General features: G+C 65.3%; 22 protein-coding genes. 4 read left to right on the top strand and 18 right to left on the bottom strand.

The window, feature by feature from the left end; genetic code table 11:
* Positions 1 to 46: 46 nt before the first annotated feature.
* The 10 genes from XI03_RS20050 to XI03_RS20095 all read right to left on the bottom strand — a co-directional run bounded on the left by XI03_RS20050 (position 47) and on the right by XI03_RS20095 (position 12,024).
* Complete coding sequence (locus XI03_RS20050; protein ID WP_271593040.1) at positions 47 to 1,918, bottom strand: putative bifunctional diguanylate cyclase/phosphodiesterase; 1,872 nt, start codon at positions 1,916 to 1,918, stop codon at positions 47 to 49.
* A 2-nt stretch (positions 1,919 to 1,920) separates the two neighbouring features.
* Entirely contained in the window at positions 1,921 to 3,072 is a 1,152-nt protein-coding gene (locus XI03_RS20055; protein ID WP_271593011.1) for an FIST signal transduction protein, read from the bottom strand.
* Between the two features lie 209 nt (positions 3,073 to 3,281).
* Entirely contained in the window at positions 3,282 to 4,019 is a 738-nt protein-coding gene (gene rpe, locus XI03_RS20060) for a ribulose-phosphate 3-epimerase (protein ID WP_271593012.1), read from the bottom strand.
* A complete protein-coding gene (cbbX, locus tag XI03_RS20065; protein WP_271593013.1) occupies positions 4,016 to 4,948 on the bottom strand; it encodes a CbbX protein in 933 nt (310 codons plus the stop codon). The genes rpe and cbbX overlap by 4 nt, the downstream gene beginning before the upstream one ends.
* A 99-nt stretch (positions 4,949 to 5,047) precedes the next feature.
* Positions 5,048 to 5,455 (bottom strand): ribulose bisphosphate carboxylase small subunit, encoded by a 408-nt coding sequence (locus tag XI03_RS20070; protein ID WP_028144064.1) that lies wholly within the window; start codon positions 5,453 to 5,455, stop codon positions 5,048 to 5,050.
* A gap of 11 nt (positions 5,456 to 5,466) precedes the next feature.
* Positions 5,467 to 6,927: a form I ribulose bisphosphate carboxylase large subunit gene (locus tag XI03_RS20075; RefSeq protein ID WP_028144065.1), complete on the bottom strand. Its 1,461-nt coding sequence runs from the start codon at positions 6,925 to 6,927 to the stop codon at positions 5,467 to 5,469.
* Positions 6,928 to 6,965: 38 nt separating this feature from the next.
* Positions 6,966 to 8,051, bottom strand: coding sequence for a class II fructose-bisphosphate aldolase (fba, locus tag XI03_RS20080; RefSeq protein WP_028144066.1), 1,086 nt, complete (start codon positions 8,049 to 8,051; stop codon positions 6,966 to 6,968).
* Positions 8,052 to 8,063: 12 nt separating this feature from the next.
* Positions 8,064 to 10,082, bottom strand: coding sequence for a transketolase (gene tkt, locus XI03_RS20085; RefSeq protein ID WP_271593014.1), 2,019 nt, complete (start codon positions 10,080 to 10,082; stop codon positions 8,064 to 8,066).
* Positions 10,083 to 10,098: 16 nt separating this feature from the next.
* Entirely contained in the window at positions 10,099 to 10,974 is an 876-nt protein-coding gene (locus XI03_RS20090; RefSeq protein ID WP_018321765.1) for a phosphoribulokinase, read from the bottom strand.
* Positions 10,975 to 10,986: 12 nt separating this feature from the next.
* On the bottom strand, positions 10,987 to 12,024 hold the full coding sequence (locus tag XI03_RS20095) for a class 1 fructose-bisphosphatase (RefSeq protein ID WP_271593015.1): 1,038 nt from the start codon (positions 12,022 to 12,024) through the stop codon (positions 10,987 to 10,989).
* A 118-nt stretch (positions 12,025 to 12,142) separates the two neighbouring features.
* On the opposite strand from XI03_RS20095, the gene XI03_RS20100 reads away from it, so the two are divergent.
* Entirely contained in the window at positions 12,143 to 13,120 is a 978-nt protein-coding gene (locus tag XI03_RS20100) for a LysR family transcriptional regulator (protein ID WP_271593016.1), read from the top strand.
* 229 nt (positions 13,121 to 13,349) lie between these two features.
* Here XI03_RS20100 and XI03_RS20105 read toward each other — a convergent pair whose 3' ends face one another.
* Together XI03_RS20105 and rfbC are read right to left on the bottom strand one after the other, a co-directional pair.
* A complete protein-coding gene (locus XI03_RS20105) occupies positions 13,350 to 14,246 on the bottom strand; it encodes an NAD-dependent epimerase/dehydratase family protein (RefSeq protein WP_271593017.1) in 897 nt (298 codons plus the stop codon).
* Complete coding sequence (rfbC, locus tag XI03_RS20110; protein ID WP_271593018.1) at positions 14,243 to 14,767, bottom strand: dTDP-4-dehydrorhamnose 3,5-epimerase; 525 nt, start codon at positions 14,765 to 14,767, stop codon at positions 14,243 to 14,245. Before rfbC ends, XI03_RS20105 begins: the two co-directional genes overlap by 4 nt.
* A 152-nt stretch (positions 14,768 to 14,919) precedes the next feature.
* Here rfbC and XI03_RS20115 point away from each other — a divergent pair, with 152 nt between their 5' ends.
* Positions 14,920 to 16,152, top strand: a complete 1,233-nt coding sequence (locus XI03_RS20115; protein ID WP_271593019.1) for a class I SAM-dependent methyltransferase — start codon at positions 14,920 to 14,922, stop codon at positions 16,150 to 16,152.
* A gap of 14 nt (positions 16,153 to 16,166) precedes the next feature.
* Here the strand turns inward: XI03_RS20115 and XI03_RS20120 are convergent, their stop codons facing one another.
* From XI03_RS20120 to XI03_RS20140, 5 genes are all read right to left on the bottom strand, one after another.
* Positions 16,167 to 16,364 (bottom strand): hypothetical protein, encoded by a 198-nt coding sequence (locus tag XI03_RS20120; protein ID WP_028144073.1) that lies wholly within the window; start codon positions 16,362 to 16,364, stop codon positions 16,167 to 16,169.
* A gap of 138 nt (positions 16,365 to 16,502) precedes the next feature.
* On the bottom strand, positions 16,503 to 16,922 hold the full coding sequence (locus tag XI03_RS20125) for a hypothetical protein (RefSeq protein WP_028144074.1): 420 nt from the start codon (positions 16,920 to 16,922) through the stop codon (positions 16,503 to 16,505).
* A gap of 146 nt (positions 16,923 to 17,068) precedes the next feature.
* The gene (locus XI03_RS20130; protein ID WP_028144075.1) at positions 17,069 to 18,262 is read right to left on the bottom strand and encodes an MFS transporter; all 1,194 of its coding nucleotides are present in this window, start codon (positions 18,260 to 18,262) and stop codon (positions 17,069 to 17,071) included.
* Positions 18,263 to 18,314: 52 nt separating this feature from the next.
* A complete protein-coding gene (locus XI03_RS20135; RefSeq protein ID WP_271593020.1) occupies positions 18,315 to 18,869 on the bottom strand; it encodes a TetR/AcrR family transcriptional regulator in 555 nt (184 codons plus the stop codon).
* 1,180 nt (positions 18,870 to 20,049) lie between these two features.
* The gene (locus XI03_RS20140) at positions 20,050 to 21,009 is read right to left on the bottom strand and encodes an N-carbamoyl-D-amino-acid hydrolase (RefSeq protein ID WP_271593021.1); all 960 of its coding nucleotides are present in this window, start codon (positions 21,007 to 21,009) and stop codon (positions 20,050 to 20,052) included.
* A 264-nt stretch (positions 21,010 to 21,273) separates the two neighbouring features.
* On the opposite strand from XI03_RS20140, the gene XI03_RS20145 reads away from it, so the two are divergent.
* Together XI03_RS20145 and XI03_RS20150 are read left to right on the top strand one after the other, a co-directional pair.
* The gene (locus XI03_RS20145) at positions 21,274 to 21,498 is read left to right on the top strand and encodes a hypothetical protein (protein ID WP_028141616.1); all 225 of its coding nucleotides are present in this window, start codon (positions 21,274 to 21,276) and stop codon (positions 21,496 to 21,498) included.
* A gap of 236 nt (positions 21,499 to 21,734) precedes the next feature.
* The gene (locus XI03_RS20150) at positions 21,735 to 22,061 is read left to right on the top strand and encodes a hypothetical protein (protein WP_038951193.1); all 327 of its coding nucleotides are present in this window, start codon (positions 21,735 to 21,737) and stop codon (positions 22,059 to 22,061) included.
* Between the two features lie 31 nt (positions 22,062 to 22,092).
* Here XI03_RS20150 and XI03_RS20155 read toward each other — a convergent pair whose 3' ends face one another.
* On the bottom strand, positions 22,093 to 23,364 hold the full coding sequence (locus XI03_RS20155; RefSeq protein ID WP_028141618.1) for an MFS transporter: 1,272 nt from the start codon (positions 23,362 to 23,364) through the stop codon (positions 22,093 to 22,095).
* Positions 23,365 to 23,507: the final 143 nt, after the last annotated feature.

The raw sequence follows: 23,507 nt of genomic DNA on the forward strand, positions 1-23,507 counted from the left end.
ATGTCCGGGCCAAAGTTCCAAATGAACCGCGCCTTGGACCCGAAGGCTAGGCGTAGAGCCGGCGCTCCACGGTCACGCCGACCAGGTCAAGATAGCGCTCAATCAGGGCGGGCCGACCGACCAGATAGCCCTGCATCTCCTCGCAGGCCTCCCGCGCCAGGAAGGCACGCTGCGCTTCCGTCTCCACCCCCTCGGCAATGACCGGGATACGCAGGGCGTGCGCGAGACTCAGGACCGCGCGGACGATCTCGGCCGATTGCGGCGTCGCCTCGAGATTGGAGATGAAGCTGCGATCGATCTTGATCTTGTCGAACGGGAACGACTGGAGATAGGACAGCGAGGAATAGCCGGTGCCGAAATCGTCCATCGCGATGCGGATGCCGAGCGCCTTCAGCCGCCGCAGCAGATTGAGCGCGCGGGTGAAATCGCCGATCAGCACGCCCTCGGTGATCTCGACCTCAAGCCGCGTCGGCGTCAGCCCCGTCTCCAGCAGGATCTGGTGGATCGAACGTTCGAGATCGCCGGCCTGGAACTGGATCGGCGACAGGTTGACGGCCACTTGCAGCGGCCGCGGCCAGGAAGCCGCCTCGCGGCACGCTTCGCGCAAGACCCATTCGCCGATCTGGACGATCAGCCCGTTCTCCTCGGCGAGCGGAATGAACTGGTCCGGCGGCACGAAGCCGCGCGTCGGATGGTTCCAGCGCAGCAGAGCCTCGAAGCCGATGACCTCGCCATCCACCCGCGCCTGCGGCTGGAAGTAGACCAGGAACTGGTTCTGCTCCAGCGCCAGTCGCAGGTCGTGCTGCAACAGCCTGCGGTCGCGCAGCTCCTGGTCCATCTCGGATTCGAAGAAGCGCACCCGGCCCCTGCCCTCGCGCTTGGCACGGTAGAGCGCCGAGTCGGCGTTGGCGAGCAGCGTGGCGGCATTCACGCCGTCGTCCGGATAAAACGCGATGCCGACGCTGAGGCCGACATGGGAGAGATAGTCGTCGACCTCCAGCTCCTGGCCGATGGTCTCGACCAGGCGTTCGGCGAGCGCCAGAACGTCATCGCGGCTGATGTCGTCGGGCATCAGGATCATGAACTCGTCGCCGCCGATACGGGCGACGAAGGCGCCGTCGGCTTCCTCGGCAAGCCGGTCCGCCGCCGCCCGCATCAGCAGATCGCCGACGGGGTGGCCGAACACGTCGTTGACTTCCTTGAAGCGGTCGAGATCGAGGCTGAGCACGGCAAAACTGGTCGCCGCCTCCTGCGCCCGCTCCAGCCGTTCGCCGAGGACGGCGTTGAAGGCGCTGCGGTTCGGCAGGTCGGTCAACGCATCATGATGCGCAAGATGGCTGATCCGCGCCTCGTTGGTGATCCTCTCGGTGACGTCCTCGATCACGCCGACCAGGTATTGCGGCGCGCCGCTGCCGTCCCTGACCAGCAGCTTGCGCGAATTGACGAGACGATCGCGGCCCTTCACGCCGACCTCGAGCAGATGCCCCTCCAGGAACATCGGCGCGCCGCTGTCGACGACGCGGCGATCCTGCTCGTTGACGACGCGGGCGATATGGTCCGGAAAGATCTGCTGCGGAGTCTTGCCCAGCATCGCCTCGCGCGGCATTCCGTAATACTCTTCGCCGGCGCGATTGAGCAGGACGTAGCGGGAATCCTTCGCATCCTTGGCAAACACCGCGATCGGGATGTTCTCGATGATGCTGTCGAGGAATTCGCGCGCCCGCAGCAGATCCTGTTCGGCGCGCTTGTGCGTCTGTTCGAGTTCCTCGATCATCAGCTTCATCGCACGGTCGGTGCGGCGGCGATCACGATCGCCCTCCTCGTAGGCCGCACCGACGAGCTCGCAGAGCTTGGTCAGGTCGACCTGTCCGGACTCGTCCGTCGACTGGCGGATCTGTCTTGCGAGCAGCCGGTGCATGGTCAAGCTGCCGCCTCCGCGATGACGGTAACGGTCATGGTCTGGTTGTGCAGCTCGCAGCGGCCGGACGCGGCCGGCGGAGCGATCTCGCCATAGGAGTAGAACCCGATCCGGACGACGTCCTCGCCGAGCTCGGCGGCAACGGCATCCAGCTCGTCCTGCGTGCGCTGCCCCATCACCCTGCGGCGGCCGGTACAGCTCACCAGGATGGCAAGCTTGTCGCCGTCAACGCCCTCCGCAAGTGCACTGCGCGCCTGCCGGCCGGCCTCGCCGGCGCCGGCGGCAAGACTGTCGAAATTGGCGCGCATCAATTGCGCCGTGCATCCTTCCGGAATGTCGGCGGCGAATGTCAGGGTGCGGGCATTGCGATCCACCGCGAACACCGAGCGCACGATCTGCCGGTCCGGCTCGGCCTCGTCGTGAATGCGCAAGGGGAATGCCAGACCCGAACCCGGCATCGCCTCGGCTTCTTCCTCCCCGAGATAGCGGGTGTAGAGGTCGAGCGGCGGCTCGCCGTCGAGTTCCACGACCACGGATCCTTCCGACTTCGTCACCTTGCGACGCGGGCCGAACACGTCCCAGCCGCCGGCACAGCCATGCGCGAAGCGGAACGAGGCGCCGTAGAATGCGATTGCGGCAACGCGGTTCGGCGACGGCTCGGCGTCGGCTCCGACGATCGTCTGTTCAAATCGGGTGCCGTCGCCGGCGAGCCCGCCGGTGACCGGCAAATCCGGCCCCAGAACCTCGGTGATTCCGGCAAGCAGTTCGCCCCCGTTCACCGCCAATCCGTCGGACAGGACAAACAGACCCGCCAGATCGGCCGCCAGCGCCTGGCGGGCAAGGCGCGCACCGCAGGCCCGCGACGCATCGCGGTTCTCGACGACCTCCTGCACCAACCGCACTTGCGTATGGGCGAAGCGCAAGGCGACCGCGATGACTTCGTCATCGCAGATGTCGTCGCCGTGGATCTGGCCGCCGGTGCTGCAGCCGACGATATGGCTCTCGGGATAAAGACCGCGCAGCTCGCGATAACGTTTGCCGTCCACCAGTTGCTCGCGGCTGCCGAAATAAAGCACGAGCTGGGGCGGCTCGCGCAGGGCATCCGCTCCGCGCCAGCCATGGGCAGCATTCCAGTGACGATATTGAATGTGCATCCCACGCTCTCTGCAGTCCTTGAACCACAGATTGTGGAGGGGCGCATTGCGTCGCCGTTAATCACACGTCTACTTCGACACCGTTGGTTACCCCGGCATGAAAGCTAATGCCGACTCGCGCCGGATTCTCCGCAGGACTGCGGGAAAACTTCGGTTCCCTCCAAGCGATCGGCACGTCGGCGCAATCACCTGGTGAGGCCGCCCGTAATCTACCGGGTGCGCGCGCCTTCGCCGAGGCGCATCGGCTGCACGGCATTATCTTGCCGCTTTGGAACCCGGCCCGTCTCGGCGGCGACGCGGATGGCCTGGATATTCGCGGCATATTCGGCAACGCTCTTGCCGCGAAACACCGCGGAGCCCGCCACCAGCGTATCAGCGCCCGCTGCCGCCACGGCAGCGGCATTGTCGCGCGTGACACCGCCGTCAACCTCGAGCCGGATCGGCCGGTCGCCGATCATCGCTTTGATCCGTTCGATCTTCTCGAGCTGGGATTCGAGGAAGGACTGGCCGCCGAATCCCGGATTGACCGTCATCACCAGCACGAGATCGATGCGGTCGAGCACATAGGCGATCGCGCTCTCGGGAGTCGCGGGACACAGGCTGACACCGGCCTTCTTGCCGAGCGCACGGATCGCCTGCAGCGAGCGGTCGAGATGGGCGCCGGCTTCGGCATGAATCGTGATGACGTCAGCCCCGGCCTTCGCGAACGCTTCGAGATAAGGATCGACAGGCGCGATCATGAGATGCACGTCGAATATCTTCTTCGTCGTCGGGCGGATCGCCTTGATGACATCGGCACCGAAGCTGATGTTCGGCACGAAGTGTCCGTCCATGACGTCGCAATGGATCCAGTCGGCGCCGGCCGTGTCGATTGCGGCGATCTCCTCGCCGAGGCGCGCGAAATCCGCGGCCAGGATCGAGGGAGCGATGATGATCTCTCTGGTCATGGCTTTGCACTCCGCGCATCGGCGGCGCCGCTGAAGACACGGCTCGCCAGGACGTCCATGGGATCGATGGTTTCGAGATCGTCGACATCGAGCATACGGTCGAGGTCGGACACCAGGCGATCGGCTTGGCGCAAGCGGATGCGGTCGACGGCGTTGCGGATCGAACGCCCATTGGAGAAGAACGGCTGGGTCCGGCGCAGCGCGATGTATTTCTCGAACGCCTCGCGGGCCGCAGCCGAGAAGCGATAGCCCCGCTCCTTCAGCATCAGCTCGGCAATGACGAGCAGCTCGGCTTCGGCATAATCAGGGAATTCGATGTGATGGGCGATGCGCGAGCGGAAGCCGGGGTTGGACGCGAAAAAGCTCGTCATGCGCTCGCCATAGCCGGCGAGGATCACGACGAGGTCTTCGCGCTGGTTCTCCATCACCTGGAGCAGGATCTCGATGGCCTCCTGACCGTAGTCGCGTTCGTTGTCGGGGCGATGCAGATAATAGGCTTCGTCGATGAACAGCACGCCGCCCATCGCCTTCTTCAGGATCTCCTTGGTCTTCGGCGCAGTGTGGCCGATATATTGCCCGACGAGATCGTCGCGCGTCACCGAGATCACCTGCCCCCGCCGCACGAAGCCGAGCCCGTACAGGATCTTGGCCATGCGCAGCGCGACGGTCGTCTTGCCGGTGCCGGGATTGCCGGTGAACGACATGTGCAGCGTCGGCGGAGCCGATGCCAGGCCCGCGCGCTGCCGGATGCGTTCGATCAGCAGCAGAGAGGCGATCTGGCGCACGCGGTTCTTCACCGGCTTCAATCCGATCAGCTCCTGCTCGAGCTGCTGCAGCGTGTCGGTGATCCCGGCCGCTTCGGCTTCCTTGCGGAGATCGAATTGGGTCTCGCCGGGCTCAGTCGTCGTTGCGTGGGGAACATCCAGCATCGTTACCTCGAAGAAAAGGAGCTTCGCCGCGGGGGAGCGGCGAAGCAGTGGTCCGCCAAGGATGCGGAGCAGGGAGAGCTCCGCGCGGAAGCGGATGGCTTACGTTGGCGCGTGCGCGGCCGGCCGGCGCACGGTGGTGTAACGGATCGCGCGGCCGCCGACTTCCTGCCGCACCAGCTCGAACTCCGCCTCATGCGGAGGCCTATTGACGAGGAAGGAGATCCGCACCGATTCCCAGCCATGGCTTGAATCGAAGCCGCTGATGCGGATGTACTTGTTGCCATACACCCTGCGGCACTCCGCGAGCTCCATCATCACGCCGGCGGCGTCCTGGAGGTCGAACATCGGCAGGCCCCACATCTCCCAATAGGTGTTGCGGGGATGAGGATCGTCGGTGAATTCGATATTCACCGCCCAGCCGTTGCCGAGGCAATATTGCACCTGCTTATAGATCTGGTCGTCGGTGAGATCCGGCAGGAACGAAAAGCAACCTTGAGTGAGTTTCATGCTGCGTCTCCTCAAACGGTTTCGAGCGCGGTCGGCACGAAGTCCGGCGTGTCGGTGGATTGATAGTTGAACGTCACGTCCTTCCAGACCTCGAGCGCAGCCTTCAGCGGCGTGCAGGTCTCGGCCGCCCTGGCCAGGATCTCCGGACCTTCGTGGACGTAGTCGCGCCCCTCGTTACGGGCGAGGATCATCGCTTCCAGCGCCACGCGGTTGGCGATCGCACCGGCCGCAATGCCCATGGGATGGCCGATGGTGCCGCCGCCGAACTGCAACACGACGTCTTCGCCGAGCAGGTCGAGCAGCTGATGCATCTGGCCGGCATGGATGCCGCCGGAGGCGACCGGCATCATCTTGTTCAGGCTCGCCCAGTTCTGGTCGAAGAACAGGCCATGCTCGAGCTTGGTCGGGTTGAAGTCCTCGCGGCAGACGTCGTAATAGCCGCGCGTGGTGTTGGGGTCGCCTTCCAGCTTGCCGACCACCGTGCCGGCATGGATGTGATCGACACCCGCGAGCCGCATCCATTTGGCGATGACGCGGAACGACACGCCATGGCTCTTCTGCCGCGTATAGGTCGAGTGACCGGCGCGGTGCAGATGCAGGATCATGTCGTTGCGCCGCGCCCATTTGGCCATCGACTGGATCGCGGTGTAGCCGATCACGAGGTCGATCATGACGATGCACGACCCGAGCTCCTTGGCGAACTCGGCGCGCTCGTACATGTCCTCCATCGTGCCGGCGGTGATGTTCAGGTAGGTGCCCTTCACTTCGCCGGAGGCAGCCTGCGCGCGGTTCACGGCCTCCATGCAGTAGAGGAAACGGTCGCGCCAGTGCATGAAGGGCTGCGAGTTGATGTTCTCGTCGTCCTTGGTGAAGTCGAGGCCGCCCTTCAGCGCCTCGTAGACCACGCGGCCGTAGTTGCGGCCTGAAAGCCCGAGCTTCGGCTTCACGGTCGCCCCCAGCAGCGGCCGGCCGAACTTGTCGAGCCGCTCGCGCTCGACCACGATGCCGGTCGCCGGTCCCTGGAAGGTCTTCACATAGGCGACGGGGAAACGCATGTCTTCCAGCCGCAGCGCCTTGAGCGGCTTGAAGCCGAACACGTTGCCGATGATCGAGGCCGAGAGGTTCGCGATCGAACCCGGCTCAAACAGGTCGAGGTCATAGGCGATGTAGGCGAAATACGAGCCCGGCGTGCCCGGCACCGGATCGACGCGGTAGCATTTCGCGCGATATTTCTCCGCCGCGGTCAGGCGATCGGTCCACACCACGGTCCAGGTCGCGGTCGAGGATTCACCGGCGACGGCCGCGGACGCTTCGATCGGGTCAACGCCTTCCTGGGGCGTGACGCGAAACAGCGCGATGACGTCGGTGTCCTTTGGCGTGTAGTCGGGCTCCCAATAGCCCATGCGCTTGTATTCCATGACGCCCGAGCGATAGCGCTCTTTGCCGCGGACCGTGCCGGTATGTGCGTTCATGTCTCTCTCCTGCTGCTTTCTCTGTTGTTTCCGATTGACTAGGCCGCAACGGGCTCGCGGGCATCGACGCGCGGATCGAGCTCGCCGGCGCGATAGCGCCGCGCCATCTCGCTCAAGGGAATGACCTTGATCTTGCTGGCATGGCCCGCGGTCCCGAACTGCTCGAAACGGTCGCGACAGAGCTCGCGCATCGCGTCCATCGCCGGTTTGAGGAATTTGCGCGGGTCGAACTCGGAACGCGTTTGCGCGGCGACCTTGCGGAACACGGCCGTCATCGCGAGGCGGCAGTCGGTGTCGATATTGACCTTGCGCACGCCGCTCTTGATGCCGCGGACGATCTCCTCGACCGGCACCCCCCAGGTCTGCGGCATCTCGCCGCCGAACTGGTTGAACATGTCCTGCAGCGGCTGCGGCACCGACGAGGAGCCGTGCATCACCAGATGCGTGTTAGGCAAGCGGCGATGGATCTCCTCGACCACCCGCATCGCCAGGATGTCGCCATCCGGCTTGCGGCTGAACTTGTAGGCGCCGTGCGAGGTGCCCATCGCGATGGCGAGCGCATCGACCTTGGTGGCACGAACGAAGTCGACCGCCTGGTCGGGATCGGTCAGGAGCTGGTCGTGGCTGACCGTACCCTCGACGCCGTGGCCATCCTCCTGCTCGCCACCGCCGTGCTCGAGCGAGCCGAGCACGCCGAGCTCGCCTTCGACGGAGGCGCCGACCCAGTGGGCGAGATCGACGACGCGGCGGGTGATCGCGACGTTGTAATCGTAATCGGCCGCCGTCTTGGCATCGGCCTTGAGCGAGCCGTCCATCATGACGGAGGTGAAGCCGTGAGCGATGGCGGACGCGCAGGTCGCTTCGTCATTGCCGTGGTCCTGGTGCATGCAGAGCGGGATGTCCGGATAGGTCCGCTCCAGCGCGTCGATCATGTGCGAGAGCATGAGATCGCCGGCGTAGCTGCGCGCGCCGCGCGAGGCCTGGATGATCACGGGCGCATCGACCTCGGCCGCCGCCTGCATGATCGCGATGCCCTGCTCCATATTGTTGATGTTGAACGCCGGCACCGCATAGCCATGGCTGGCCGCGTGGTCGAGCAGTTGGCGAAGTGTGATACGGGCCACGAGAAGTCCTCCTTATTGTCGCTTGCGAGCGACCGCCCGGCGGGCGGCTTCCGCAATGCTTTGCGGTGTGATGCCGAATTCGCGGTACAGCACCGGCGCCGGCGCCGAGGCGCCGAAGCCGCGCATGCCGACGAACTCGCCCTCAGCGCCGAGCCAGCGCGCCCAATCGCCCTGCACGGCCGCCTCGATTCCGACACGCGGCGCGGTACCGAGCACGGTGGCGCGGTAGTCGTTCGGCTGCTCCTCAAACAGGGCGAAGCAAGGCGCGGACACCACGGCCGCACGAATGTGCTCGGTCGCAAGCAGGCGGGCGGCTTCCAGTGCAATCGACACTTCCGAACCGGTTGCGATCAGCGTCACGTCGCGTCCGCCGTCCGGCGAGACGACGAGATAGGCGCCGTGTGCGACGCGGTTTCTGCCGCGCGCATCGCTACGGAAGGTCGGCAACGCCTGCCGCGACAGGCACAGCACGGAGGGGCGGTCTTCGGAATTGAGTGCGCAATCCCAGGCTTCCAGCGTCTCCACCGCGTCGGCGGGACGGAACACCAGCAGGTTCGGGATCATCCGCAACGCGGCAAGATGCTCGACAGGCTGGTGCGTCGGGCCGTCCTCGCCGAGGCCGATGGAATCGTGGGTCATCACATGGATGACGCGCAGCCGCATCAGGGCCGCAAGGCGGATCGCGGGCCGGCTATAATCGGAGAACGCGAGGAACGTGCCACCGTACGGGATGAAGCCGCCATGCAGAGCGAGGCCGTTCATCGCGGCGGCCATGCCGTGCTCGCGAATGCCGTAGTGGATGTAGTCGCCGGCGAACGTCCCGCGCTTGACGGGGACTTGCAGCTTGGCGTGCGTGAGGTTCGAATGCGTCAGGTCCGCGGAGCCGCCGACCAGGCCGGCAATCGTCCCGGCGATGCCGTCGAGCACCTGTTGCGAGGCCTGCCGCGTCGCGAGCTTCGGACGCTCGGACGCAAAGCGTTCGCGCAACTTCGCCGCGGCCAGCGCGTAGGCGGCCGGCAGGGCAACCGCCTTGCCTTCGACGAACATGTCGCGCTGCTCGGCCGTCGCGCATTCATAGCGATCGAGCCAGGCGAGCCGATCGACCTGGCCGCGTTGCCCGATCATCCGCCACGCCTTCTGGACCGTGACAGGCACCACGAAGGGCTGATAATCCCAACCCAGCGTCCGGCGCGCGGCCGCGGTCTGCTCGGTGCCGAGCGGCGCACCATGGGCTTTCTCCGTGCTCTGCCGATCAGGCGCGCCGTAGCCGATGACGGTGCGGCAGGCGATCAGCGACGGTTTGGCGGTCTCCCGCTCCTCTGCGATCGCCTGCGCAATCGCTTCGGGATCGTGGCCGTCGATGCTGCGCACCGACCAGCCGGAGGCGGCGAAACGCGCCAGCTGGTCGTCGGACGTCGCCAGCGAGGTGGGCCCGTCGATCGAGATCCCGTTGTCGTCGAACAGCACGATCAGGCGGCCAAGCCCGAGATGCCCGGCGAGCGAGAGCGCTTCCTGGCTGAGGCCCTCCATCAGGCAGCCGTCACCCGCGATCACATAGGTGAAATGATCGACGAGGCCGTCGCCATGTCGCGCGTTGGCCATCCGCTCGGCGAGCGCCATGCCGACCGCGGTTGCGATCCCCTGCCCCAGTGGCCCCGTCGTCATCTCGACGCCCGGCGTGTGACCATATTCCGGATGGCCCGGCGTCTTCGAGCCCCATTGCCGGAATGCCTTGATGTCGTCGAGGCTGACGTCGCCGCCGGTCAGATGCAGCAACGCATAGAGCAGCATCGAGCCATGGCCCGCCGACAGCACGAAGCGGTCGCGGTCCGGCCAGTTGGGATGCGCCGAGTCGAATTTCAGGAAGCGCGAGAACAGCACGGTTGCGACATCGGCCATGCCCATGGGCAGGCCGGGATGACCCGACTGCGAGGTCTCGATGGCGTCGACCGCGAGGAAGCGGACGGCATTGGCGAGATCATTGTGCGTGACCGCCGTGAGGTCGGCTTCGGCATGAACCGAGATGTTCATTGGATTCTCTCCTCGTTCACTTCAAGCTGCGCTTGCGCTCGATCAGCTGCATGATCAGCGGCGTCAGGATCAGCTGCATCGCGAGATCGAGCTTTGCGCCGGGGCACACGATCGAGTTCGCGCGCGACATCCAGCTCTGCGGCAGCATCGAGAGCAGATAGGGGAAGTCGATGCCGCGCGGGTTCTTGAAGCGAATCACCACCATCGACTCGTCCGGCGTCGGGATCCAGCGCGCGATGAACGGATTGGAGGTGTCCACCGTCGGCACGCGCTGGAAGTTGATGTCGGTCTCGGTGAATTGCGGGCAGATGTAGTGGATGTAGTCGGGCATCCGCCGCAGGATGGTGTCGGTGACGGCCTCGGTCGAATAACCCCGCGCACTGCGGTCTCGGTGCAGCTTCTGGATCCATTCGAGATTGATGACCGGCACGACGCCGATCTTGAGGTCGGCATAGCGCGCGACATTGACCTTGTCGGTGACGACCGCGCCGTGCAGGCCCTCGTAGAACAACAGGTCCGAATTCTCCGGCAGCCGCTTCCAGTCGGTGAAGGTGCCGGGCGCCGCGCCATGCAGCGCGGACTCCTCGGCGTCATGCACGTAATGCCGTGTCGTCGCGGTGCCGGTCTCGCCATAATCGCGGAACGCGCGCTCCAGCTCCTCGAACAGGTTGGTCTCGGGGCTGAAATGGCTGAAATGCTTGTTGCCGCGATCGGCCTCCTTCGCCATCTGCGCGCGCATCTCGGCGCGGTCGTAGCGATGGAAGGCGTCACCCTCGATGTAGGCCGCGTTGACCTTCTCGCGGAAAAATATCTGCTCGAAGGTCTTCTTGACCGAGGTGGTGCCGGCGCCGGAGGAGCCGGTGATGGAGATGATGGGATGCTTCCTGGACATCGGACGCCCTCCTTACAGCCGGAAGAATCCGCGCCGCGCGAACAGCGGCGCTGAGACGCTGGCAACCAGCAGCGGATCGCAATGCAGTTCCTCGACGCGGCGCACCTCGTTGCTCGAGCCCATGATCAGCGGCACGCGCTGGTGCAGGCTCTGCGCCGAGAGATCGAGGATGCGCTCGCGCCCCGTCGTGGCGGAGCCGCCGGCCTGCTCGATGATCATGGCCATCGGATGCGCTTCGTAAGTCAGACGCAGGCGGCCGTCGCCATAGCCGGCACGCGCGTCCGAGGGATAGAGGAAGATGCCGCCACGGGTGAGGATGCGATAGGCTTCGGCGACCAGCGAGCCGACCCAGCGCATGTTGAAATCGTGGTTGGCTGGCCCTTCGACGCCGGCGAGGCACTCGTCGACGAAGGCACGCACCGGCGAATCCCAGTGCCGGCGATTCGACGCGTTGATCGCGAACTCCTCGCAGGCCTCGGCAATCTGCGCGCCGCTGCGCGCGAGGCGGAAGCAACCCGCCTTGCGATCGAGCGTGAAGATGTCGACGCCTTCGCCGAGCGTCAGCACCAGCGAGGTCTGCGGCCCGTAGGTGACGAAGCCCGCCGCGAGCTGCGCCGAGCCGCGCTGATGGAAGGCGAGCGAGAGATCATCGGGGGCGGGCAGGATCGAGAAGATCGTGCCGACCGTCATGTTGATGTCGATGTTGGAGGAGCCGTCGAGCGGATCGATCGCGATGCAGATCTTCGCCTCACGATCGCCGATCTGGGCCTCGCGCATTTCTTCCGAGGCGAGCGCGGCGACCGGCAGCTTGCTGAGGCAGCGGCGCAGGATCGCGTCCGCCTGCACGTCGAGATCGCGCTGGACGTCGCCGTCGCTGTTGCGGCCGGTGGTCAGGCCGGAGGCGTCCGCGAGATCTCCGGTGGCGATCAGGTCGGCGATCTCAATGGCCGCTGCCGCGATGGCATCGACCGCGGCCGCCACGGCGAGCGCATGAGGTGCGGTCTCCGAATACCGTTGAAGGTGGTCGTCCAGCCTCAATTGCCCGGTCATCTGCGCATCCCCTTTGCCGGCGCCGTATCCAGTTCCCTCCCCTCTGGAGGTCGGTACGGTCGGTCCCGGCATCAGGAGATTGACAGGGGCGGCTTAATAAGGAAAATTTCTATTCATAATGAGCGTCAAAGAATTTTCTTATAATGGCCCCAGCCATGCGGCGGCCCAGCTCCGGCATCTGACGATCCGGCAGCTGCGCTCGCTTGCGGCGCTCTCGGCCAAAGGCAGCGTGACGGCGGCGTCCGGGCATCTCGGGCTGACCCAGCCGGCCGTGACCCAGCAACTCCGGCAGCTTCAGGATCTCGCCGGCCTGCCGCTGGTGCAGCGGACCGGCGACGGCATGCTGCTGACGGAGGCGGGCAAGGAGGTCTTGACGCTGGCCGAACGGGTCGAGGCCGCCATCATGGACTGCCAGGGCGCGCTCGACCTGCTCGCCGGGCGGACCGGCGGCACCGTGCATCTCGGCGCGGTCTCGACCGCGAAATACTTCGTGCCGCATGCGATCGCGGCGTTCTCCAAGCGGTACCCCAAGATCGAGATCAAGCTCACCATCGGCAACCGCGAGGAGATCCGCGAGGCCATGCACGGCTACGACCTCGATTTCGCGGTGATGGGTCGGCCACCGGCCGACGTCACGGTCGACGTCCGCCAGCTCGGACGCAATCCGCACATCATCGTCGCGCGCAAGGGGCACTGGCTGGAGAACGATTCCGGCCTCAACCTGACCGACCTCGTCCACGAGACCTTCCTCACCCGCGAGCCCGGCTCGGGCACGCGGACGCTGATGGAAGGCATGTTCCAGAAGTCCGATCTCGAGCCGATCATCGGCATGGAGATGAGCAGCAACGAGACCATCAAGCAGGCCGTGATCGCCGGGCTCGGCATCGCCTTCATCTCGGCCCACACCGTGGCGCATGAGCTGACCGAGGGCCGGCTCATCGTGCTCGACGTCGCGGGCCTGCCGATCGTGCGGCAATGGTACGTGATCCGCCGCAGCGACAAGGTGCTGCTGCCGCCGGCGCAGGCGATGTTCGATTTTCTGGGCTCGGAGGGGTCGAACTATCTGCCCGAGGTGCCCGAGTTCGGCGGACGATAACCGGCCGGCACTCAGCTCATCAGCTTCATGGCGACGGTCGCCGCCAGGATCACGATGATCTGGAGCAGACGCTCCGTCGTGAAGATGCGGTTGAACGTGGTCATCGCTTGCCCCGGCCGACGTGAAGGAGATTTCGGTCGGCCCGTTGCTAGCACAGGCGGGCAGCCAGACAACTCCGTAATTGCCACGGGTCCCGCTTGCCGCCGGCCTGTTGCGAGGAGACCGCACGTCATCCCCTCCCCGGCAGACGGTCGATCCACCATGCCAGAGCGCGCGCGGCGCCCTCCTCGAATCCGATGACCGGCACGCCCGCGATCACGTCGCGGAGGCGGTGGACGTCGGCGGCAATGATCGGCTCGGCGTCGACGCCCGTTGCATCGAGGGCGCCGAACCTGACCAGATGGCGTGCCTTGAGGAGACCTGCGACATGCTCGATCACGCTGCGCAGGCTGCGCACTTCGCCGCTGGCGAGATTGACGACGCCGGAGAGCTCGCTGTCGAGCACGGCGGCGATCATCTGCGCGAGGTCATCGACATAGACGAAATCGCGCAGCTGCCCGCCATGCGAGCAATCGAAATGCTGTCCCGCGCGAAGGCTCCGGATCAGCGAGGGGATCAGGCGCGCCTCGGGCTCGTGCGGCCCGAACGGGACAAACACGCGGCCCCATGCGGCTCCCGCCGCTAAATAGGCTTCGGCCGTCGCGAGCTTGGCTTGTCCGTACAGTGTCGTGGGACGGCATTGACTTACCTGCTCCTCGCACGGGCCGCTCTGCGGTCCGTATTCGAGGCAGCTTCCGATGCCGAGGATGCGCTGGGTGCCGCGGGCTCGCGCACGTGACAACAGGTCAATGCTCGCCTCGGCCCACAACCGGTTGACGGGATCCTCGCGATAGCGGCCCGGCCGCACCTCCCATGCGAGATGAACGAGATGCGTCGGCCGCGATGCCGACAGCGCATGTGCGCGGCCGGCTTCGGTGAGGAGATCGGCCGCATGCCATGTCACACCGGCCACCGCCGATTGAGTCGCGCGCGCGACGCCGTGCACCTCGAAGCCGCGACCAGTCAGCACAGGCAACAGCGCACGACCGACGAATCCGGACGCGCCCGTGACCAACACCCGCCTCATGCGAGACACGGCAGCGCGCGGTCGCGCGCGGACAGAATAGGATCGGCAAGCGGCCAGTCGATCGCGAGCGATGGATCGTCCCAGCGAATGCCGGCCGCGCCTTGCGCGTCATAGGGCACATCGATGCAATACATCAGCTCGGTGCCCTCAGTGAGCGTCTGGAAGCCGTGCGCGCATCCGGCGGGGATGAACACGGCATTGCGGCGATCGGCGGCGAGCTCGACCGAGCACCATTGTCCGTAGGTTGGCAGCGACCGGCGCAGATCGACGATCACGTCGAAGGCGCGGCCGGCAACGCACCGCACCAGCTTGGCCTCCGGCCGGCCGGCCTGGTAGTGCAGGCCGCGCAACGTGCCGGCGCGCTCGTTATGCGAGAGGCTGTGCTGCGCGAAATGCGTCGGCAGGCCCTGCGCCGCGAAGGCCTCAGCATCGAACAGCCGGGCGAAGAATCCGCGCGCGTCGGTCTCCGGCTCGATCCCGACTTCAACCACGCCTGGCAGCGCCAATGCAGTGAACTTCATCCCGGGCCCCCGCACCGCGACGCCGCCGCTGCGAACGTCGGTTCACCGAAACGTCTTTTGGGTTGCATCATGCGCAACGTTGTCGGAATTTCCGTGGCTTGAGAGAATTCACTAACAGCCGCGGCACGACGGCACAACGGGACGATCCGTTCATGGACAGGCACCGATGCCGCTTCTGCGCGCGGGAGCTCGACGAGACCTTCGTCGATCTCGGCCTGTCGCCTTTGGCGAATTCTTATCTGCCGCCCGAGCGGGCGGAGGCGACCGAGCCGACCTATCCGCTGCATGCCCGTGCGTGCGGTGCCTGCGGACTGGTCCAGCTTCCACAATTCGAGCCGGCGGCCAACATCTTCGAGCAGTATCTCTATTATTCGTCCTATTCCGAGAGCTGGCTGCTTCATGCGGAGAGCTATGCCGCCGACATGATCGTCCGTGCGAAGCTCGGCGCAGCGTCCGAGGTGATCGAGATCGCCAGCAACGATGGATATCTGCTGCAATATTTCCTGCGCGCCGGCATCCGTGCGCTCGGCATCGAGCCGGCCAGCGGTCCGGCGGCCGCTGCGATCGCCAAGGGGATTCCGACCCGGATCTGCTATTTCGGCCGCGACGTCGCGACCGCGCTGCGCGCCGAAGGTCATAGGCCCGAGCTGATCGTCGCCAACAACGTGCTGCCGCACGTCCCTGATATCAACGATTTCGTCGCGGGCCTGCGGATTCTGCTGCCCGAGACCGGGCGCGCGACGCTGGAGCTTCCGCATCTGCTGCACCTGATCGAAGGCATCCAGTTTGACACGATCTATCACGAGCATCTGTCGTACTTCTCGCTCGCGACCCTCGAGAAGGTGTTTCGCGCACACGCGTTGCGCGTCTTCGACGTGGACGAGTTGCCGACCCATGGTGGCTCGCTGCGCCTGCATGTCTGCGCCGAGGCTGCGCCTCGGAGCCCTTCGCCCACACTCGAGAGCTTGCGCCGGCGCGAGACCCTGGCAGGGCTCGACCAGCCGGCGAGCTATCGTGATTTCCAGGCCAAGGTGGCGGCCAAGCGCGAGACGATCCGCGACTTTCTCGTCGCGGCGCGGCGCGCGGGCAAGTCGGTGCTGGCCTATGGCGCGCCTGCGAAGGGCAACACGCTGCTCAATTATTGCGACGTCACGCGTGAGCTGATTCCGTTCACCGTGGACCGCAATCCGCATAAGCAGGGCCTGCTGCTTCCGGGATCGCATCTGCCGATCCGCGATCCCGCCGCCCTGATCGCGGCCAGGCCCGATTACGTCTTCATCCTGCCCTGGAATCTGAAGGACGAGATCATCGCCCAGCTGGCGGAGGTTCGCGCCTGGGGCGGACAATTCGTGGTGCCCGCACCCGATCTGACGATCATATCGTGAGCGATGGTTAACAATCAGGCTGCGAGCGGAGCGGCGTAGTCCGCGCGCAACGCGAAATAGGCTTCCAGCTCCGACAACGCCCGCGCTTCCCAATCGCTCGCCTGCTCCAGCAGCGACCAGCTCTGGCCCGGGCGGAACGCAGCGGTCTGGCGATAAAGCGATGCGATGCCGCGATAGCGGCGCACATTCTCCAAGATGGCTTGACCGTTCATGTCCGAAAACTCCCTCGTCATTCCCGGGGGAGAAACTGCGGCCAAATCTTTTTCGAAAAGTTAGCGGCGCGCGGCAAGCTTGCGGATGGTTGCCGGACTGTTGCGCGGACGCAACGTGCACGGCCGGGCAAAGGCGAATTATTGCGGATTCGTTGCCGCGCTCTCGCCCGGGGACTTCAACCCGCCCTGGCTGACGATCCTCATGGTCTCGCGGCAGAGATCGGCGAGGCCAATCAGCAGCACCGCGAGCAGGCAGAACAGGTTGATGGAATCGGTATTTGCGTTGCTCAGCGCGTTGAACTCGAAGAAGGGCGGAATGAACGCCCACCACACCAGGGGAATGGTGAACAGCGCGGCAAACCCCGCCGCCGGCGTGCCCGCAACGATGCCGAGTATGAACAGGCCGGGCAGGAACGCTGCAAAATAGAGCTTTGCGCCGAGCGCAACGCAAATGCCCTGAAACGCAGCCGACATGGCGACAACGACGCATCCGAGCAGAAACGCCTGCCACGACCATGGCCGTACCCGCGGTACGCCAAACAGCCCCGCACGCCTCATCAGCCTCCCCCTGCCGCCCATTAACCGGGCCCGCTTGAGACCAAAGTACTACAGCAGCACCGGAATCGCGAGATGCAAATTGCATCACCCGGCTGCCTCCCGCGGCCCGGTAAACGGCCGCATCGCACAATTGCTGTGGCCGGCGGCTATTCGGTCGCCGCATAGAGCAAGCCGATGACGGGCAGAGCGAGGCCGATGGCCGATGCGAGCGTCCAGCCGCCTTGCGCGAAAGCCCAAGCGCCGACCGCGGAGCCGGCCGCGCCGGCGGTGAAGAACGTCGCCATGTAGAGGCCGTTGAGGCGGCTGCGGTGCTCGTGCCCGAGCGCGAAGATGGCGCGGAAGCCGAGCACGACATTGCCCTGGACGCCGACGTCGATGGCAATCGCCGCCGCGACCAGACAGACCAGGTTCAGCATCGAGCCGGGCGCGCCGAGATAGGTCACGAGGAAGCCCCCGGCCGCGAGCAGCATCGCGACCAGCGTCGCGATGCGGCTATGGCCGCGATCGGCGAGCCGTCCGGCGATGGGCGCCGCGAACACGCCGGCCACGCCGGCCAGCGCAAACAGCGCGATGCCGCGCTGGGTGAAGCCGAACGCGTCCGCAAGCTGGAGCGGTGCCACCGTCCAGAACAGGGTGAAGCAGCCGAACAAGCTGGCCTGGTAGAGCGCCCGGCGCCGCAGCAGCGGCGTCGCCCGCACCAGATGCGGCATCGACAGCAACAGTTCGCCATAGTGCATCCGCGTCACCGGCTTGCGGTTCGGCAGCGTCATCCAGAGCACGGCCGTCAGCACGATCATCAGCGCGGCGGAGGCGAAGAACACCGCGTGCCACGACAGCGCCGAGGTGACGAAGCTCGACACCGGACGCGCCAGCATGATGCCGAGCATCAGGCCGGTCGAGACGTTGCCGACGACACGGCCGCGGATGGCTTCCGGCGCCAGATGCGCGGCATAGGGAATGATGATCTGAACCGCGACCGAACCGAGGCCGATGAACAGCGCGGCGATCAGGAACGGCAACGCATGGGTGGCGAACGCGGCGGCGAGCAGCGCCGCCGCGCCGAGCGTGATGACGGAGCAGATCAGGATACGGTTCTCGACGAGATCGCCGAGCGGCACGATCAGCAGCAGCCCGGTGCCGTAGCCGATCTGCGTCATGGTGACGATCAGCCCGCTAGCTGCGTGCGACAGGCCGAGCGCGGCGCTGATCGGGGCGATCAGCGGCTGCGCGTAGTAGATGTTGGCCGCGATCATGCCGCAGGCCGCGGCAAGCACGAAGGTCAGGCGCTGCGACACCGCATCCGGTTCGGGCGCGGTCTCGATCGTGGCATTCATCGTCATGACGCATAGTCTCCAAGAATCGGGAATGATCGTTCCCTAATAGGACACAAATTCAGGCGAGCAGTTTCATCGCGACGCCGACGAGGCGGGCTGCGTCGAGCGGCAGACGCGCCTTGCCGACGACACGCAGGCCCTGCGTGATGCAGATCATCAACCGCGCGGTGTCGTCGGCGGCGACATGACCGGGAATCGAGCCGTCGGCCTGCCCCTCGCGAATGAGGCCGGCGATGAAATCTTCGTTGGTCTCGAGCTGCGCGGCGACGCGGGCGGCGACGACGGAATCGACCGCCGACAATTCGACCGCACTGCCGACCACGAGGCAGCCGCGCCGTCCCTCGGCGCCCTGGGACTGCGCGACATAGGACAGCAGCACATGGCGCAGTCGCTCACGGCCGTTTTTGCCGTGCGCGGCGGCGCCGCGGGTCTGCTCCTGGCGCAGCGCCGTATAGCGCTCGAAGGCAGCCAGGAACACCGCATGCTTGTCGCGAAATGCCTTGTAGATGCTCCCCGTCGCCAGCCGCATCGCCGCGGTAAGGTCGCCGATGGAGGTCGCATGATAGCCGCGCTCACGAAACACCCGCACGGCGCGGTCCAGCGCCGTGTCCATGTCGAATTCCCGGGGACGACCGGGCGGACGGGGGGCAGACGGCGATCGGCGGGCAGCTTTTTGCATTGCGGGATAATAGGGAATGATTGTTTCCTAATCAAGGCACGTGGTCGTGATGGGGCGGATCGCGTGGCGGGATGAGCAGGCGCCCAGGTCTCGTGTCCCGGACAAGTCGCAACGCGAAGCGTTGCAGCGCAGAGCCGGGACCCAGAAGGCCGCACGGCACGACGCGGATGGATGGGCCCCGGCTCTGCAGCGCACCGCCCCGGACGATGCTTCGCATCGCCCGAGCGCTGCGCTGCGTCCGGGGCACGCGAGCGGAGTGTGGCGCTAGCCCTCTCCACCGTCATCGCGACGAGCTCTAGCGACGAAGCAATGACGGTGTATGAGGCGATGGCTCGTTCTCCAAGCGCGCAGTGCCGTAGGGTGGGCAAAGGCGCATAGCGCCGTGCCCATGATCTCTCTCCATAAGCAACAAGACGTGGGCACGCTGCGCTTTGCCCACCCTACGATATCTACGATATCGAGTTTGTGGCACGCAGCTCAGCTCACAGACACGCCTTCGCGTCCTCGCGGCCTAATTCGCCCGAGCTTTGCTTGGTCTCTCCACCCTCCAATCCAAGAGGGCGCAGGGAAGGCCGGGTGCTGGCTCGCACCCGCGGTCCGCTGCGCGAAATGCACACGCAGAAAGAACCGCACAGCAGCATACAGGTGGTGCCGATCACTCGGCCTTCCCTGCGCGATGGTCGGACGGCTTATGCCGTGATCTCCCGGGAGCCGAACTTTCCTTCTGGCCTCCCTCGCTCCCGCGAATTGGATGATGCAGTCTGCCCGGTTGGGCTCGCTCGCACCTTCGCAGGACTTGACCGTAGCAACGACGGCCAGGACCACACGGTTTTGCCGTACGCGTTCAGCGTCGCTCGTCCGCACGCGGTTTCGGGCTCACAGGGACTACCCGCCCTGCCCGCTACCATCTCGTGCCGACGCTGCCGCGTCCACCGCAACCCGGCTCGCGAAACGTGACGACGCGCGATCGCCCCTCAAGGTCAAGCCGGGATAAGCGACACATACGCCGAAACCGAATTTCGGTAAAGTGGAATATTTTTGGCGGAGGCGCATTGACAGAGGGCGACACAGCCCTCTACCGCTCCGTCATCCTGCACGGTCGTCAGGATGGAGATCACCCCTTCCGCAACACCGGCGTCCCATGCGCCGTCGTCGTCACGCCCTTCCGTTCCACGATCATCCCATAAGCCTGCGGCTGGCGGTGAAGGTCGAAATTGAAGGTGGTGCGCTTGTAGGAGTTGCAGAGGTCGAGATCGCAGCGCGCCAGCGCGATCTCGTCGCCCTTGGTCGTGCATCGCGCGATGATCTCGCCCGAGGGCGCGATGATGCAGCTGCCGCCGATGTGATCCACGCCCTCCTCGACGCCGGCCTTGGCGACGCCGACCACGAAAGTGCCGTTCTGGTAGGCGCCGGCCTGCATCACCAGATGGTTGTGGAACAGCGAGAGATCGTCATGCTCGGGCGCGGGCGGATTGTGCACCGGCGTGTTGTAGCCGATCAGCACCATCTCGACGCCCTGCAGGCCCATCACCCGGTAGGTCTCGCTCCAGCGGCGGTCGTTGCAGATCGCCATGCCCATCACGCCGCCGAAGGCCTCGGTCACGCCAAAACCGCTGCCCGGCTCGAAGTAGCGCTTTTCCAGATGCTGAAATTTCCGCCACGGCTCGGGCTCGGTATGGCCGGGCAGATGGACTTTGCGATACTTCGAGACGATCGCGCCGCTCTTGTCGACCAGAATGGACGTGTTGTAGCGCCTGACGACATCGGCCTCGACCGTCAGTTCGGCATAGCCGAGATAAAAGCCGATACCGATCTCGCGGGCGAGATCGAACAGGGCACGCGTCTCCGGCCCCGGCATCTCGCGCTCGAAAAAACTGTCGATCTCGGCCTGATCCTCAAAATACCAGCGCGGAAAAAACGTCGTCAGCGCAAGCTCGGGATAGACGATCAGATCGCAGCCGCAGGCTTTCGCCTCGCGCATCAGGGCCATCAGCCGGGCGACAACTTCCGTCCTGCTCGCGGTCCTTGCGATCGGGCCAAGCTGGCCGGCTGCGATAGTTACGAATCTCGCCACGCCTCATTCCCTCGTCTTCCGGAGTGCATCGGGCCTGAGCCTATCGAGCAGCGCACCGCGCGCACAGGCCGGCTCGACCCATCGTCGCGATGAGGCACAATCAAATTCCATGCCTGTGGGTATCATTGTGCAGCGGCCGGCGGCCGCGCCTCAAAACGTTGCGAATCTGCAACGGTTCCCCGCGATCTGAAGCCGGACAAAACAAACTCCCATTCCGGCCACGAACCGCTCTCACAAGGCCGTGAGACTAGCAGGGGAACGACGATGCGTGCACAACGCGTTTGGAAAGTGAATGGAGATGCCAGCATCGGGCAGCTCCAGTCGAGACTGGACGATCTGAACAAGCGTCTCGGTCAACTCGAAAACCAGCATCCGGAGAGCTGGAAACTCGAGGAACTGAGAGCGAGCGCGCTCAGCCTGTCCCGCGAGATCGACGACATCCGCTGCGCCGAGGCGACGGCGGCATTGAGCGAGTTGCTGCGGAAGTAGTCACCCCCTGGCGATTCGGCGTTGGCGCCAGCGAAACCCGTTCGCTCCCTCTCAGTCGCGCGAGGAACCAACCTCTCTCGCCGTCATTTCCATGAGAGCATGGAGCACGATCATGACCAGGCACCTGACGCGAACCCATCTCGCGCGCGGCGTGGCCGGCGCGGTATCCACGCTGGTCCTGTGCGCGACGGCGGCCTTCGCCCTCGCGCGCCATTTCGCGCTGTAAGGGATTTCGCATGACGTCCGATCCCGAGGAGCAGGTGAGGCTGCAAGGTTTTGGCGAGATGACGCTACGCACGGCGATCGCGACGCTGACGGCGCTCGCGCCGCGGGAGCAATCGGAGGCTGCGATCTTCCGGGTGCGTGACGGCGTGCGTCTCGCGCAAAGCGAGATCGCCGAACTCGCGTCGAGCTGGGACATACCTGCGACGCCTGAAGTCAGGTCCCCAAAACTCGTCCCCGAACAGCACTGGCCCGACATCGTTCGCGGCATGGTGCGCGAAGCGCCGCTGCCGGCGCTGCTGGTGGCGTTTCTGGTGGGGGTGGTGGTGGCAAGGCGGTGAGGAACCCCACCGCCCGCCCGGGGACCCCGACCTATTCGTGACGATCCATCGCGGACGTCGCCTTGGTGTCGCGCATCGTCAGATAGACCAGCAGCGAAACCGCGATGCAGCCGGTCAGATACCAGTAGAACCAGCTTTCGTGGCCGATCGACTTGAACCATAACGCGATCGATTCGGCGGTACCGCCGAAGATCGAGACGGTCAGCGCATAGGGCACCCCGACGCCCGTTGCGCGTACGCTGGTCGGAAACAGTTCCGCCTTCACCACCGCATTGATCGCGGTATAGCCCGACACGATCATCCAGGCGGCGGCGATCAGCAGGAAGGCGGAAAATGCATCGTGCGTGGCCTGCAGCGTCGTCAGCAAGGGAATGGTGAACAACGTGCCGGATACGCCGAAGCCGATCAGCAGCCATTTGCGCCCGATGCGATCGGAGATCGCACCGTAGACCGGTTGCAGCACCATCGCGAAGACGAGGCTTCCCGCTGTCACCATGGTGGTCTGGTCGTCGGTCAGCTTCACCGACAGGCGGAGGAATTTCTGCATATAGGTGGTGTAGGTGTAGAACGCCGCCGTGCCGCCCATGGTCAGCCCCACCACGAGCATCAGCTCACGCGGGTAGTTCAGCAGCGCGCGGATCGAGCTGGATTTCTTCACCGCGGCCTGGCTGCTCTTGAAGGCGTCGGTTTCGTGCAGATTGCTCCGCATCAAGGCCGCGACGACCGCGAGCACGGCGCCGAACGCAAACGGCACGCGCCAGCCCCAGGCCCGGATCTCCTCAGTCGAGAGAAACACCTTCTGCAGGAGTAGCAGCACGAGGATGGCGCAGAGCTGCCCGCCGATCAGGGTCACGTATTGGAAGCTGGAGTAGAAGCCGCGATTCTTCTCGTCGGCGACCTCACTGAGATAGGTGGCGCTGGTGCCGTATTCGCCGCCGAGGCTCAGCCCCTGCAGGACCCGCGCAAGGCCGAGGATGACGGGAGCGGCCAGACCGATCGAAGCATAAGTCGGTGTCACCGCAATGATCAGCGACCCGAAGCACATCATCACGACGGACAGCGTCAGCGCGTTGCGCCGGCCATAGCGATCGGCCAGATGGCCGAACATCCAGCCGCCGAGCGGGCGCACCAGGAAGCCCGCAGCAAACAGCAGCGCCGCATTGAGCTGCTGCACCACCTCGTCGCCATCAGGGAAGAACGCCTTGGCGAAATACAGGGAGAACGCCGCATAGGCGTAGAAATCGTACCACTCGACGAGATTGCCGACCGAGCCGACGAAGATCGCGCGCAACCGGCGCTTCATGTCGGTGACATCGGCACGCTGCTCCGTGACGGGCGCTCCGACAGTCTGAATTGAGGCTTCCTGTGAACTCACGACGTCCTCCGCAGATTTATTGGAAAACCGGATGGTTTCGGCGCTGCTTCAGCAACGGCCGTGCCAATCGT

The sequence above is a fragment of the Bradyrhizobium sp. CCBAU 65884 genome, from assembly GCF_028128835.1.
Lineage (GTDB): Bacteria > Pseudomonadota > Alphaproteobacteria > Rhizobiales > Xanthobacteraceae > Bradyrhizobium > Bradyrhizobium ottawaense.